Below are 13,234 nucleotides of genomic sequence, written 5' to 3' on the forward strand. Positions count from 1 at the left end.
TGTTATCAATTGGTATTCATCATGTTACGTGTTTGGTTTCTTTGTTTTTTTAATAAGAAAGCAATAACTTCGTGAGACTAATCGAGATAACTAAAAACATAACAAGCGATGAAAAAGATTATTTTAATTGTAATGCTTTTGTTTGGTTTCCAGAGTTTTGCTCAGAATGCAGAAATGGAAGCCTTTAAGGATTTGTTCAATTCTGAAAAGAAAATGGCTCTTGGCGAATTTTTGGATTTGGAAACATCACAGAGCGCTAAATTTTGGGAAATCTATAATGATTATACCGAAGAACGAAAGGATTTGGCCAATAGGCGAATTGCCCTGTTGAAAAAATATGCTTACCAATACGGAACCTTTACCGATGAGCAGGCAGCAGACATTGTTAAGGAAACATTTTCCATTAGAGACCAGAGCGATAAAATCCTGTGGAAATATTATAAAAAGTATGAGAAGGAATTTGGAGCAAAAACGGCGGCTAAGTTTGTCCAATTTGAACTTTACGTTCAAACGTCTATAGATAATGAACTACAAACAGCCATGCCTTTAATAGAAACAAAATAAGAGTTGTTGATATTTTTTAAGAACCACCTATTAAAGGTGGTTTTTTTTGTTTTGTGTTATTTTTATTGAGCAGTTTGGGAATTCCTTTTTTAACTTTTTCCAAACTTTCGCTTGATAGCATGTTCTACTTTTAGTAGAATAGCAATTATTGAGACAATTAGCGCAGCGCTGCCTAAGGCATTAGCAGTTTCACGTGCCGGTTCGAACGCAAATCCCAGTAAACTAAATACTATAAGAAGGGCTCCAACTATCATTAATATTTTTGCGGCATAAACTTGGGCAAAATCCCAGCGTTCCTGATTTTTCATGGAACTGCCAGTTTTGTAACCGTAAATAGGGTTGATGGTTTTGGGTGGAAACTTAAGCATGACTAAGCCAAGTAACATAAAAATGGTTCCTGAGCTGGCTGGAATTAGAAATAAAGGATTGTCTACTGGCATCTGAAACTTTTTTGTCTAAAATACAATTTTTTCAAAAAGTAAGTAATGTCTGTACTTTAAAAAGGTGCTTCGCAAATGATGGTCATGACCTCTTTGGAAACAGGGTGCGTAAACGTTAAACGTTCGGCATGAAGGTGTAATCTATCGGTTTTGGTGCCGTACAAATCATCGCCTACGATTGGAATTTGCAGGCCTTTGCTATGCGCTGCATGGACACGTAGTTGGTGGGTGCGTCCCGTAATTGGGTAGAAATGAATGCGGGTTTTTCCGTTTTCTACAGACACTACTTCATACTGTGTTTTGGCAGGCTTTCCGTGGTCGTAGCAAACTAACTGTTGAGGCCTGTTGTCCAAATCAACGCGTAAGGGGAGGTCGATGGTGCCCTCGGTGGTTGCTAATTCACCGTCCAAAAGGGCTACATAGCGTTTTTTTACAGTACGTTCTATAAACTGTCTTTGCAGTAATTTGTGGGTGCGCTCGTTTTTAGCTACCAATAGTAAGCCAGAAGTAGACATGTCCAAACGATGTACTAGCAGCGGACCTTTTGCTTTTGGTAGGTATTGTTTCATTTTAGTCAACACCGATTCGTTTTGGGTTTTCCCTGGTACCGACAAAAATTCGTGTGGTTTGTTCACTAATAAAAGATGCTCGTCTTCAAACACAATGTCCAATTCCTTGTCATAGGTTATGGATTGTTCAATGGGATTGTCTTCCACGTTTAAGCCTTGCATCATGTGGCCTAAAATGGGTTCGCACTTACTACGGCAAGAAGGATAGAACTGTTTGTGTTTGCGTACTTCCGATTTAGGTGACGCACCCCACCAAAATTCTGCCATGGCAATAGGTTGCAATTGGTTTTGATAGGCGTATTGAAACAATTTAGGAGCGGCACATTCTCCCGATCCTGCTGGGGGAACAGGGGAAGATGTGTTTTTAAAAATGTCCAATAAATCTTTTGAAAGACCTTCGGCATTTAAAAAGCGGTACTGTTCATGAAGTCGCTTTTGTAGATTAGCCGATTGTGATGCGCGCTGTTCTTTTAGCTCGATTATGGGCGCTGTGACTTTGGCTAAGTTCAGTTCGGCAACTTTTATGGCGGTTTCCCAATGTTGTTTCAGTTGTTTCAACTGGATTTGATACCCGATACTTTCTGTTTTCAACCTTTCAAAAAGGGCTTGAAATTCACTGTCGCTTAAAATTTCTTTGGCTTCATCCCGTTGTTTATTGCGTTCTTTCTTTTTGGCCTTCATCATGGCCTTAAAGTCTGAAAGTTCTTTTTCTGCGTTTCTTTTACTATCAGCTAGCTGTTCTTTGGCCATTCGTAATTCGTCGGCGCTTTCAAGGGTTTCAATGGTTCTGTTGAGTTCATTAAGTTGGGCTTCTCCCTTTTTGTAAAAACCTTCTTTGTTTAAGGTGTCATATACGGTTGGAACAAAGCCTTTAAGGTGATTGCTTTCAGCCAGTTTTCCGGAAAAGGCTGCTAGATAAGCCAATTCGTCCTGTTGGTTTTTAACCACCATCACTCCAAACATTTTTCCAATAACCAAGCCTTGCATTTCTGGAGCTAAACCAAAATTATGCTCAAAATCGGTTTGGTTTTCCAAATAGATTTGCAAATCCTGAGCTGCCTGAATGCATAATGGATGGGGTTGGTAGTAAAATGGAAATGTGAATTTTTCCGGTAAGTCTACTCCCGAATCCGCCTTTAAAGGATGTATCAATGTGTCGCCAAAATGTTGCATAGCTTCTAAAAAAGTGCCGCAAAGAAACGAAATAATAATGAATGTTAGCTTTGTCGTTAAGGGAGGCTAAGGCTTGCAAGTGTGATTCTTAGGGTAACAAGTAGTTTCCGGAGTGGATCTGTTCTAGGTGCTCTGTGTCTAAATTGTAAATATACACCCATGATGAAACTGTGTTGCCATCTTCTAGATGGGAATCAACTTTCATACGTTTGTAGAGATCCGGTTCTGTGGAATGAGGATCCATGCCTTCGTAACTATCCAAAACTTCAAAAACACGAATGGTATTGCTAAGCTGGTAAATGCTTCCGTAGACTTTATCTTTGGAATCGTCACTTAAAATAGCTCCTGGATAATTGTCTACCTTAAACAGTTTACCGTAAAAATAACCATCGCCTATCCATTGAGCATGTTCAAGTAAAAAGCGGGACATCTCGTGTCCTGTATCTTTTAATAAAGTGCCATAAACAAATAAATAATCTTTTTCTAGGGGAGTCATGCTTAAAAGAATGTTGCCTTTTGGTTTTTAAAAATATAAAAAATTGGGTTTGACTTAGTGTAATTTTCTGTTCAATTACTGTAACCTAGGTCACGATAAAAAAGTTGGGTTTTCTTAACTTTGTATTTTAAATAACTGTAAATCAATCGATAAAAATATGAGTTATTATTTTTCAACAAACACAACGGGAACTTTTGATGAAACCATAGATAAAGTAACTGCTTTATTGAAACAGGAAGGTTTTGGTATATTAACGGAAATAGATATGAAGCAAACTTTGAAAAATAAGTTGGATGTGGATATCAAGAAATATAAAATTTTGGGCGCTTGTAATCCGCCATTTGCCTATAAGGCACTTCAGGCAGAGAATAAAATAGGAACCATGTTGCCCTGTAACTTTATTGTACAGGAATTGGGGCCTAACCAAATGGAGGTGTCATGTATCAACCCCATGGTGTCTATGCAGGCGGTGGGTAACGACACCTTGAAGGATGTTGCCCAAGAAGTGAGTTCCAAATTAGAAAATGTGATCAAAAACCTTAACAATGAAGCGTAGTTTTAATGATATTGTCAATGCCGATACCCCTGTATTGGTAGATTTTTTTGCAGATTGGTGTGGGCCCTGTAAAATGTTGGCGCCTATTTTAAAACAGGTCAAGGAAAGTCTAGGAGACTCCATTAAGATTGTAAAAATAGATGTGGATAAGAATAATGCCTTGGCAGCCAAGTATCAGGTTAGGGGTGTGCCTACAATGTTGCTTTTTAAAAATGGACAACAGGTTTGGCGACAATCTGGAGTGCTTCAGAAGGAAGATATTATTCAGGTGATTAAATCAAATTCTTAATTAGTTGGAATAAAAAAGGCGTGGGAGCTGAAACCACGCCTTTCATCTCGAGTTCATCGATGATTTAAGAAGACATGCTAATGACAGTCCCATCGATAGTTGTCCAGTTAAAGAGTGGCAAAGAAACTTATTACTGAGCGAAATGAAGGGTTTCTTGGGTTAAGGAATGCTTAACTTTAGGGGTGAAATGTTAAGTGATGGTTTTTGGAGTCTTGAAAATTTGCCTGTGGATAAATGTCGTATTTCCGCTGTTAAAACGAGTATATTTTTTCGTAACTTTCTGATAATTAAAATCATAGGGCCATGAAAATCAACAAAGAAAACATCCCCACTACCATGCAGTCTCCAGATTCGATTATGCGTGCTCAGGCCGATTTTGGAGCTATGACCGCTTGTTATAATGAGTTGCCAGCCGGAACCGATTTTACTCCACTTTTAGACGGCTTAGACAACAACAGTTGCCATTGCCCGCATTGGGGATACATTATTGAAGGGGCACTTTTGGTGCTTTACGATGATGGTAAGGAAGATCTATTGCAAGAAGGCGATGTATTTTATTTGCCTGCAGGTCACACGGCCATAGTTCAGGAAAATGTCAAGTTCATTGATTTTAGTCCTACTAAGGAATACAATGAGGTAATTACCCATGTTGGTAAGAAAATGGCAGAATTGGAAGGAGAGGCTTCCTGATTTCTTCGTGCGTTTGTTGCTTGTGTTTGGCCTTCGATTCATAAGTGTTTGCGATTTATTATTTTAGGGTTGGTCCTTTTTTCAGTATTTCTAAATTCAATCATCTAAAATCAGGGAATTCATAAAAGCAATACTTTTTTGCAAATTTTTAATGTTTAAAATTTGTTTGGGTTCTTCGCTTCTTTTAGTTTTGCCTCCCAAATGATTAGAACATTTCTCAAATATCTTTTATTTGTATGTGCGGTACTCGTGTTTGGGTACGGCCAAGCCTATGCCAATCTTACGGTGAATGGGCAAGGAGAAATTGTTGCTAATCAATCTCAAACTATCGAGCAACAACATCAGGAAGGAGCATTCGTTACCAAGGGATGGTCCAATTCCGAAAAGGAAACTCCACTATTGGAAGTTTCCATTGCGGAACCTGAAGAAGAAAGTGCTCACCTTTACGATTTTGATAAACTTCTCCAAAGCCAAGGCTATTACTTTGCGGCTATTTGTTTTGCCATAGCCACTGGCTTCATTCTTCTGGAAAAGAAGAAACACCTACCTTTTAGTAAGTGCCATGTGCATTTACCATCCCAAAAAATATCCGTCCTGTACCAAGTTTTCAGGATTTGATTTTTACGTATTAAGGCAATTTAGTATTGCCTAACTTCTGTAATGTGTCCTAAGGATCTAGACCTTTTAGCGGACATATTGCTTATTTCAATTCATACTTTTTTCAAACTATTCAAACATAAAGCCAAGGAGCTTTATACAAACAAAAATTATTATGAAGAGATTCCCAATTTACGTTGGTCTATTGGCCATGGTATGTAGTGTAGGTTGTAACTCGCACAAGGAAGAAAAGCACGAAGAACGGACCTTCCAGGTAACCAATCCTGTGTATAGGGACACTTCCATTACCAAGGAATATGTCTGTCAGGTGCATTCTATCCGAAATATCGAGATCAGAGCCATGGAAAAGGGCTACCTACAAGACATCAGAGTAGATGAAGGTCAAAAGGTGCAAAAGGGACAGATGATGTTCCAGATCATGCCGAATATCTATCAAGCAGAGCTTCAAAAGGCCAAAGCCGAAAGTGAGGCTGCTTCTATTGAATACCAAAATACCAAATTGTTGGCAGACAATGATGTTGTGTCTCCAAACGAATTGGCCCTGGCAAAGGCCAATTACGAAAAGTCTAAAGCCGAGGTTGCCTTGGCAGAAACCCATTTAGGATTTACCAATATTAAAGCACCCTTTGATGGGATTATGGACCACCTTCATGTACGGGAAGGTAGTATGTTGGATGAAGGAGAGTTGTTGACAACGCTTTCAGACAACAGTCAGATGTGGGTATATTTCAATGTGCCTGAAGCCGAATATTTGGATTATGTAATGAGCCAAAACAAAGACGATAATAAAGAGGTTCGTTTGTTAATGGCCAACAATAAAACATTCAACCAAAAAGGTGTTGTTGAAACTATTGAGGGAGAATTCAATAACGAAACAGGAAATATTGCCTTTAGGGCGACCTTTCAAAATCCTGATGGCATATTGCGTCATGGTGAAACAGGAACGGTCTTGATGACGACGCCTTTAAAACATGCCATGTTGATTCCACAAAAAGCCACTTTTGAGGTTTTGGATAAACGTTACGTGTTTGTGGTAGATCAGGACCACATTGTTAGACAAAAGGAAATAAAGGTAGGAGCAGAGCTCTCTCATTTGTTTGTGGTTGAAGACGGTCTTGATGAAAAGGATATCATTCTTTTGGAAGGCATCCGTTTGGTTAAGGACAGTCAGAAAATTGCCTATGAGCTAGAGCAACCAGATGAGGTTTTGGCCCATTTGGATGTTTACGCCGAATAATAATCACAAAAATTTTAGATCATGTTTAAAAAGTTTATTCATAGACCGGTATTGGCTATTGTCATTTCGGTAATGATAGTTTTTGTGGGGTTATTGGCGATAAAGCAACTGCCTATTTCGCAATTTCCCCAAATTGCCCCAACCACTGTTAACATATTTATTGCCTATCCAGGGTCGAGTGCCGACGTTTTGGTAAAGTCAACCTTGATTCCTTTGGAAACCGCCATTAATGGAGTGCAAGGAATGCGATATATTGCTTCCGATGCCACCAGTGCGGGTGAAGGAACGGTAAGAATTATTTTCGACCCAGGCACCGATCCCAACGATGCCGTCGTCCGGGTCAAGACCAGAGTGGACCAAGTAATGCCGCTTTTGCCAGAATTGGTGCAAAGGGAAGGGGTGATTATTACGCCGGTTCAGCCTAGTATGTTGATGTATGTGAACCTGTATAGCAAGAAGGACAATACAGATGAAAAGTTTCTTTACAATTATGCATACACCCGAATAGTTCCAGAGATTCAAAGGATCAACGGAATTGCGAGTGCCCAAATTTTAGGGAGCCGTAAATTTGCCATGAGGGTTTGGTTGAAACCAGACCGTATGCGTGCCTATAATATTTCGGCGGAAGAAGTGCTTGAGGCTATGGAGGACCAAAGTATTCTGGCACGTCCAGGACGTATTGGTAGGAGTTCGGGGAAAAAATCCCAATCCTTGGAGTATGTATTGACCTATCGTGACCGTTACAACGAACCTGAAGAGTATAAGGAAATCATTGTAAGGGCCAATTCCGAAGGGGAAATGATTACCCTTGGTGACATTGCCGATGTGGAACTGGGAAGTGAATTCTTCGATATCTATTCCAATCTCGATGGGGAGCCTTCAGCCTCCATAGTGTTAAAACAAACCTTTGGAAGTAACGGTAGTGATGTAATCAAGGCCGTAAAGGAAAAATTAAAGGAACTTAAGGAAGATTTGCCTCCAGGGGTGGATTATAAAATCAGTTATGACGTTTCCAATTTCTTGGATGCTTCCATAGAACAGGTATTGCACACGCTTCGAGATGCTTTCATCTTGGTGGCTATTGTGGTGTTCATATTCTTGGGAGACTGGCGTTCTACGTTAATCCCAATTATTGCCGTTCCGGTATCCTTGGTAGGGGCCTTTTTTGTGATGCAAATATTCGGCTTGTCCATCAACTTGATTACTCTTTTCGCCTTGGTATTGGCCATTGGTATTGTGGTGGATGATGCCATTGTGGTTGTGGAGGCCGTCCATATCAAGATGGAAGAAGAGCATCTCACGCCTTATCAGGCTTCCAGTAAAGTATTAAGTGAAATTGGAGGAGCTATTATTGCGATTACCTTGGTAATGGTTTCGGTTTTCATCCCTATTTCATTTTTGACTGGGCCAGTAGGGGTGTTCTACAGACAGTTCTCCATTACCATGGCAGGTGCTATTGTAATTTCAGCTGTAGTGGCCTTGACATTAACGCCTGTATTGTGTGCCATGATTTTAAAGAACAATCATGGGCAGCCTAGAAAGAAATCTTTGATGAACCGTTTCATTGATAGTTTTAACCGTCTTTTTGAAAGATTGACGGGACGCTATGTAGGATTTCTGAAGCTCATTGTTCATAGAAGGGTGATTACGTTTGGGGTGCTGATAGCTTTCTGTATTGGGACTGGATTGGTGAATAAAGTGGTGCCTTCAGGGTTTATTCCTAGTGAAGACCAAGGGATGATTTATGCCATCATTCAAACGCCACCAGGAGCTACTTTGGAGCGTACCAATGATGTCGCTAGAAAACTTCAGGCGATGTGTGAAGAGATTGAAGGCGTGGAATCGGTATCGTCTTTGGCAGGTTATGAAATTATGACCGAAGGTCGTGGTTCCAACGCAGGAACCTGTTTGATCAACCTTAAACCCTGGTCGGACCGTAAGCATTCGGTACACGAGATCATGGAAGAACTGGAAGAGGAAAGCAAGGATCTTGGAGCGGTCATTGAATACTTCGAACCACCTGCGGTACCAGGATTCGGGTCCTCGGGAGGTTTTTCCTTAAGATTATTGGATAAAACCAACGGTACCGATTATCATGAATTTGAAAGAATCAACAACGAGTTTTTGGAAGCGCTGGGACAGCGTAAGGAGTTGAGTGGTTTGTTCACCTTCTTTGCGGCCAATTATCCTCAATATGAGTTGAAGATTAATAATAAGGCCGCTATGCAAAAAGGGGTTTCCATTGGGAATGCCATGGAAAATCTCAATATTCTAATTGGTAGTACCTACGAGCAAGGGTTTATCAAGTTTGGACGCTTTTTCAAAGTGTATACTCAAGCGGCTCCGGAGTACCGTAGCTTGCCAACCGATTTGGAAAAGCTTTTTGTGAAAAACGAAGAAGGCGAAATGGTGCCCTATTCTTCTTTCATGACGTTGGAAAAGAAATTGGGACCTAACGAGATTACCCGATACAATTTGTACAATTCTGCTGCCATTCGAGGGTTGCCTTCTAAAGGCTATACTAGTGATGATGCCATTAAGGCCATTCAAGAAGTAGCGCAACAAACCTTGCCTCGAGGGTATGATATTGCTTGGGAAGGTCTTTCGTACGACGAAGCGCAACGCGGTAACGACGCCCTTTATGTATTTATCGTGGTGTTGATCTTTGTGTACTTTGTATTGGCAGCTCAATATGAGAGTTTCCTATTGCCGTTGGCAGTGTTGTTGTCATTGCCAATTGGAGTATTTGGATCGTTTTTAATGTTGAAGGCCATGGGGCTTTCCAATGATGTATATGCTCAAATCGGGATGATCATGCTAGTTGGATTACTCAGTAAAAACGCCGTGCTTATTGTGGAGTTTGCGGTGCAAAGGCACAGGCAGGGTGCTACCGTTTTGGAAGCGGCTATTGAAGGAGCCAAAATGAGGTTCCGACCTATTTTGATGACATCGTTTGCCTTTATAGCTGGATTGGTGCCCTTGGTAATCGCTACTGGTGCTGGGGCTATCGGAAATAGAACCATTGGAGGCTCTTCTTTGGGAGGTATGTTGATAGGAACTCTTTTTGGAGTGGTTGTCATTCCAGGGTTGTATTACATTTTTGGAAAAATGGCAGAAGGAAGAAGCTTGATCAAGGACGAGTACGAAGAGCCTATTTCAGAAGAATTTGTAAGACGTGGTGAAGAAGAAAGTGCTTTAAGACAGCGACTGAAAGAGATGAACAAACAAATCAAAAAACTAATGAAAGGAAACAATGAGAAATAAATCAGTTTTTAAAACCTTCAATTTCAAAATTGGAGCACTTGTGGGATTTGTGCTGTTCGCTTTTAGCAGTTGTGTGCCCACAAAGGAAGTTAGGGATGAGAACACAGCATTGCCAGAAACTTTCTCAGAGCAGGTTGTGGTAGATACGAGCAATTCTGCCAAGATCAATTGGAAGGAATTCTTCAAGGATGACTATTTAACAGCTTTGATCGATACGGCTTTGGTGAACAATCAAGAGCTTAATATCATGTTGATGAAAGTGGATATGGCTAGGAATGAAATTCGTGCTCGAAAAGGAGAGTATTTACCTTATGTCGATATTCAAGCCGCTGGTGAAGTAGAAAAAGTGGGACGTTATACCAGTCAAGGTGCCAACGATGCCAATACGGATATCAGACCTGGCGAAGAGTTTCCTGAGCCGTTGCCTAACTTTCAAGTGGCAGCTGTTGCTTCTTGGGAAGTGGATGTGTGGAAAAAGTTGCGCAATTCCAAAAAAGCAGCAGTCATGGAGTACTTGTCTTCGGAGGAAGGGAAGAACTTTATGGTAACCAATCTTATTTCTGAAGTGGCGGAATCCTATTATGAGCTTCAGGCTTTAGATAATAAATTGGCCATTATCACTCAAAACTTACAACTGCAGCAAGATGCTTTAAAGACCATTCGTCTTCAAAAGCAAGCAGCCAAGGCCACCGAATTGGGGGTTCAGCGTTTGGAAGCTGAGGTTTTCAAGAACAAGAGTGAACTGTATTCAGTAAAACAGGAAGTGGTAGAGGCCGAAAATCGAATCAATTTCTTGATAGGAAGGTCGCCTCAACATATCAATCGCGAATCTGAAGGGTTTATCGATACAGAAATGGACACGATTTTTGTGGGAATCCCATCGCAATTGTTAGCCAATAGGCCCGATATCCGTCAAGCTGAATATGAATTGGCAGCTGCCAAATTGGATGTCAAAGTGGCCAAGGCTAATTTTTACCCTTCCTTTACTATTAGGGCTGGTGTTGGCTTGGAGGCTTTCAGTTTAAAATATCTATTCAATACCCCAACCTCATTGCTGTACACTTTGGCAGGGGATATGGTGGCGCCGCTTATCAATAGAAATGCCATTAAAGCGGAGTATTTTAATGCCAATGACAGGCAGGTGCAGGCCATTTTTGAATACGAGAAGTCCATTTTGGGCGCCTACATTGAAGTGGTCAATGGGGTTTCCAAGATTGATAATTTGAGAGAAAGTTACCACTTGAAAGAGCAACAGGTGGAAGCTTTAACGAAGTCTATCGATATTACTAATAAACTCTTTAGGTCGGCGAGAGCAGACTATATGGAAGTGTTGTTGACCCAAAGGGATGCGTTGGAATCGAAGATGGAATTGGTAGAAACCAAAAAAGAGCAAATGACTGCTTTTGTAACAATGTATAAAGCCCTCGGGGGCGGATGGAATTAATTCCTTGGTATAGGAATTATGGTTGGTTGATGAGAACCCCCATGTGTACTGAAAAGTATAATGGGGGTTTGTTTTTGTTATTTCTTGTCTAATTTGAAGTTGAAACTCACTTTAACATCTTTGGAAATTTTATTCTCAACAATACTCGGTATTTTGATGTTGTAATCAGAAATGAGCACCACAAAACTTCCTGTTAGGACGAGTTGATCTCCTTGTTTTTCTATAGTCACGGGAATGTCCTTTAGGGTATTGGTAACCCCGTGAAAGGTCAGCTCACCATCTATAGTGAATTGCTGTTTCCCTGAAAGGCTATTCTTGTCAAAATCTTTGAAAGTGCCTTTAAAGGTCGCTTTCGGGAATTCTGAGGATTCCGCATAGTTTTCATTGAAATGTTCCTCCATGAGGGCATTTTTAAACCGAAATCCTTTTACCAATGCCAATGAGGCAAATTCACCATTGTCAGCATTTAAAATAGCGGTTACCGAAGTGTTTTTGGCGGCCACTTCCTCAAAGGAAGGTACTGAAGCTTCAAACTCTAGGGTTCCTGTTTTCGTGAGATACTTTTCCTGGGCAAAGCCTGTTGTAAGGCTTAGGCATAGCAGGAGGTAGGCAAGTGTTTTCATAATAATGGTATTTATTCTTCAAGTAGACCATCTGTTTCCCATTGCTCAACTTGGTCAATGAGGTTTTGTGGCAATTTAGGACCTCCAACAGGCATTAACAATGCTGTGTTATCTGTCGTGATACGTCCAAAAAGATTTCTGTTCAACATGGATTCTTTTACAGTTTCATAGGTTGTCAATGCCATTGGCGCCCCATTTACTGGTGGATTGCTGTGGCAGTTGATGCAATTATTATCCATGATTGGTTTAATATGCTCGTTATAGGTAATTGTTTCTGTAATAGGGGTATCGTCGGTTAAGTCGTCTTCGCTATCGCTAGAACAGTTAAACAATAGTAATAAGGCTAAAATTGAGGTGTAAGTTAATTTCATAGTTGTTTTTTTGTGTGTGTTATTAAAATACTCTACTTAAGTTAAATCCAAAATAAACGTCTCCATCGGCCCAGTCGCCAGTGCTTTGTCCTAAGAATCCGTTAGTGTTCATGGGTTGTGCATTAGTGAAATGCATTTGGAATACATGGCCTCCAGTTTCCAAATCTACCCCAATTGATAATGGGTTTTTGAATGGGGAATTTGAAGCACGGTTAAGATGCCATCCGTAGTCCATATTAAGGGACCATCTGGTTGATAATTTGTATCTCCCACCAAAACCAAGGGCAAATTGCGAATTGTCCTGTTCATCAAGCTGCACATAATTGTCATGGAAAAATGTTGGTGCCAATTCCAGAGATAGGTTTTTGGTCACTTTTCTTGAAATGAGTAATTGCGCTGTATATCCCAATCTATGTTTGAATTCTAATTTTGGAAGATTGTCTTTGTCCAAAGCAGTATTTATTAATAGGGAATTGTAACCCACAATAGTTAGGGGAAACCCATTGGTTTCCTGTCTGAAAAGGCGATACTTAATGGCGCTTTCATAAATTTTTTGATAGGAGCTTCTGGAAACGCTAATGTTGAAACCGTCACTAATACCATAGATGAAATTAAGTCGGGTTACGGCATCGTCAAGCCCAAAGAAGGTGTCAAAACCATTTTCGATACTGCCGAATCGGTGGGCCACTACAAAGGTAAATTCGTTTTTAGCGACGAGTTTGGTAGATTCAAAATTGACGATTTTAAGACCTTTAAATACGGCAGAAACATAAGGGTCTACAATAGTGTCTGTGTCTATTTCGCTTAATAAATCTTCTTGTGAAAAGGTTAAAAATGGAATGCAAAATAGAAAAAGTAAAAAATAGAGGTGCTTCATATGTGATAATAATTCAATAAAGG

Annotated in this window: 14 protein-coding genes; 8 read left to right on the plus strand and 6 right to left on the minus strand. The window is 40.3% G+C overall.

The genetic code is table 11. From position 1 onward, the window contains the following. Positions 1-108 precede the first annotated feature (108 nt). Positions 109-564: a hypothetical protein gene (locus AC6I5C_RS03805; RefSeq protein ID WP_157503109.1), complete on the plus strand. Its 456-nt coding sequence runs from the start codon at positions 109-111 to the stop codon at positions 562-564. 89 nt (positions 565-653) lie between these two features. On the opposite strand, the gene AC6I5C_RS03810 is transcribed toward AC6I5C_RS03805, so the two are convergent. The 3 genes from AC6I5C_RS03810 to AC6I5C_RS03820 all read right to left on the minus strand — a co-directional run bounded on the left by AC6I5C_RS03810 (position 654) and on the right by AC6I5C_RS03820 (position 3,242). Then, a complete protein-coding gene (locus AC6I5C_RS03810) occupies positions 654-1,004 on the minus strand; it encodes an SdpI family protein (protein WP_497904018.1) in 351 nt (116 codons plus the stop codon). Between the two features lie 56 nt (positions 1,005-1,060). Then, on the minus strand, positions 1,061-2,746 hold the full coding sequence (locus AC6I5C_RS03815) for an RluA family pseudouridine synthase (protein ID WP_497904019.1): 1,686 nt from the start codon (positions 2,744-2,746) through the stop codon (positions 1,061-1,063). Between the two features lie 88 nt (positions 2,747-2,834). Beyond that, entirely contained in the window at positions 2,835-3,242 is a 408-nt protein-coding gene (locus AC6I5C_RS03820) for a gamma-glutamylcyclotransferase family protein (RefSeq protein WP_497904020.1), read from the minus strand. A gap of 157 nt (positions 3,243-3,399) precedes the next feature. On the opposite strand from AC6I5C_RS03820, the gene AC6I5C_RS03825 reads away from it, so the two are divergent. From AC6I5C_RS03825 to AC6I5C_RS03855, 7 genes are all read left to right on the plus strand, one after another. After that, a complete protein-coding gene (locus AC6I5C_RS03825) occupies positions 3,400-3,798 on the plus strand; it encodes a DUF302 domain-containing protein (RefSeq protein ID WP_076662458.1) in 399 nt (132 codons plus the stop codon). Next, positions 3,788-4,087: a thioredoxin gene (gene trxA, locus AC6I5C_RS03830; RefSeq protein ID WP_497904021.1), complete on the plus strand. Its 300-nt coding sequence runs from the start codon at positions 3,788-3,790 to the stop codon at positions 4,085-4,087. The genes AC6I5C_RS03825 and trxA overlap by 11 nt, the downstream gene beginning before the upstream one ends. Before the next feature lie 303 nt (positions 4,088-4,390). Then, positions 4,391-4,777 carry a cupin domain-containing protein gene (locus tag AC6I5C_RS03835; protein WP_497904022.1) on the plus strand — a complete coding sequence of 129 codons (387 nt, stop codon included), beginning with the start codon at positions 4,391-4,393 and terminating at the stop codon, positions 4,775-4,777. A 201-nt stretch (positions 4,778-4,978) separates the two neighbouring features. Further along, on the plus strand, positions 4,979-5,395 hold the full coding sequence (locus tag AC6I5C_RS03840) for a hypothetical protein (RefSeq protein WP_497904023.1): 417 nt from the start codon (positions 4,979-4,981) through the stop codon (positions 5,393-5,395). Between the two features lie 154 nt (positions 5,396-5,549). After that, positions 5,550-6,632 carry an efflux RND transporter periplasmic adaptor subunit gene (locus tag AC6I5C_RS03845; RefSeq protein ID WP_497904024.1) on the plus strand — a complete coding sequence of 361 codons (1,083 nt, stop codon included), beginning with the start codon at positions 5,550-5,552 and terminating at the stop codon, positions 6,630-6,632. Between the two features lie 21 nt (positions 6,633-6,653). Then, complete coding sequence (locus AC6I5C_RS03850) at positions 6,654-9,896, plus strand: efflux RND transporter permease subunit (protein ID WP_497904025.1); 3,243 nt, start codon at positions 6,654-6,656, stop codon at positions 9,894-9,896. Continuing rightward, positions 9,886-11,340: a TolC family protein gene (locus tag AC6I5C_RS03855; protein WP_497904026.1), complete on the plus strand. Its 1,455-nt coding sequence runs from the start codon at positions 9,886-9,888 to the stop codon at positions 11,338-11,340. Before AC6I5C_RS03850 ends, AC6I5C_RS03855 begins: the two co-directional genes overlap by 11 nt. Before the next feature lie 77 nt (positions 11,341-11,417). On the opposite strand, the gene AC6I5C_RS03860 is transcribed toward AC6I5C_RS03855, so the two are convergent. The 3 genes from AC6I5C_RS03860 to AC6I5C_RS03870 are packed head-to-tail and all read right to left on the minus strand — an operon-like array spanning position 11,418 to position 13,211. Beyond that, on the minus strand, positions 11,418-11,963 hold the full coding sequence (locus AC6I5C_RS03860) for a YceI family protein (RefSeq protein WP_497904027.1): 546 nt from the start codon (positions 11,961-11,963) through the stop codon (positions 11,418-11,420). Positions 11,964-11,974: 11 nt separating this feature from the next. Continuing rightward, entirely contained in the window at positions 11,975-12,334 is a 360-nt protein-coding gene (locus AC6I5C_RS03865; RefSeq protein WP_497904028.1) for a hypothetical protein, read from the minus strand. A gap of 22 nt (positions 12,335-12,356) precedes the next feature. After that, positions 12,357-13,211: a DUF5777 family beta-barrel protein gene (locus AC6I5C_RS03870; RefSeq protein WP_497904029.1), complete on the minus strand. Its 855-nt coding sequence runs from the start codon at positions 13,209-13,211 to the stop codon at positions 12,357-12,359. Positions 13,212-13,234: the final 23 nt, after the last annotated feature.

This window comes from Mangrovimonas sp. sgz306409 (genome assembly GCF_059735265.1).

What these genes read in the sequence shown, in the direction of transcription:
- AC6I5C_RS03805 (WP_157503109.1), top strand. Translation starts at nt 109, where the DNA reads ATGAAAAAGATTATTTTAATTGTAATGCTTTTGTTTGGTTTCCAGAGT.
- AC6I5C_RS03810 (WP_497904018.1), bottom strand. Translation starts at nt 1,004, where the DNA reads ATGCCAGTAGACAATCCTTTATTTCTAATTCCAGCCAGCTCAGGAACC.
- AC6I5C_RS03815 (WP_497904019.1), bottom strand. Translation starts at nt 2,746, where the DNA reads ATGCAACATTTTGGCGACACATTGATACATCCTTTAAAGGCGGATTCG.
- AC6I5C_RS03820 (WP_497904020.1), bottom strand. Translation starts at nt 3,242, where the DNA reads ATGACTCCCCTAGAAAAAGATTATTTATTTGTTTATGGCACTTTATTA.
- AC6I5C_RS03825 (WP_076662458.1), top strand. Translation starts at nt 3,400, where the DNA reads ATGAGTTATTATTTTTCAACAAACACAACGGGAACTTTTGATGAAACC.
- trxA (WP_497904021.1), top strand. Translation starts at nt 3,788, where the DNA reads ATGAAGCGTAGTTTTAATGATATTGTCAATGCCGATACCCCTGTATTG.
- AC6I5C_RS03835 (WP_497904022.1), top strand. Translation starts at nt 4,391, where the DNA reads ATGAAAATCAACAAAGAAAACATCCCCACTACCATGCAGTCTCCAGAT.
- AC6I5C_RS03840 (WP_497904023.1), top strand. Translation starts at nt 4,979, where the DNA reads ATGATTAGAACATTTCTCAAATATCTTTTATTTGTATGTGCGGTACTC.
- AC6I5C_RS03845 (WP_497904024.1), top strand. Translation starts at nt 5,550, where the DNA reads ATGAAGAGATTCCCAATTTACGTTGGTCTATTGGCCATGGTATGTAGT.
- AC6I5C_RS03850 (WP_497904025.1), top strand. Translation starts at nt 6,654, where the DNA reads ATGTTTAAAAAGTTTATTCATAGACCGGTATTGGCTATTGTCATTTCG.
- AC6I5C_RS03855 (WP_497904026.1), top strand. Translation starts at nt 9,886, where the DNA reads ATGAGAAATAAATCAGTTTTTAAAACCTTCAATTTCAAAATTGGAGCA.
- AC6I5C_RS03860 (WP_497904027.1), bottom strand. Translation starts at nt 11,963, where the DNA reads ATGAAAACACTTGCCTACCTCCTGCTATGCCTAAGCCTTACAACAGGC.
- AC6I5C_RS03865 (WP_497904028.1), bottom strand. Translation starts at nt 12,334, where the DNA reads ATGAAATTAACTTACACCTCAATTTTAGCCTTATTACTATTGTTTAAC.
- AC6I5C_RS03870 (WP_497904029.1), bottom strand. Translation starts at nt 13,211, where the DNA reads ATGAAGCACCTCTATTTTTTACTTTTTCTATTTTGCATTCCATTTTTA.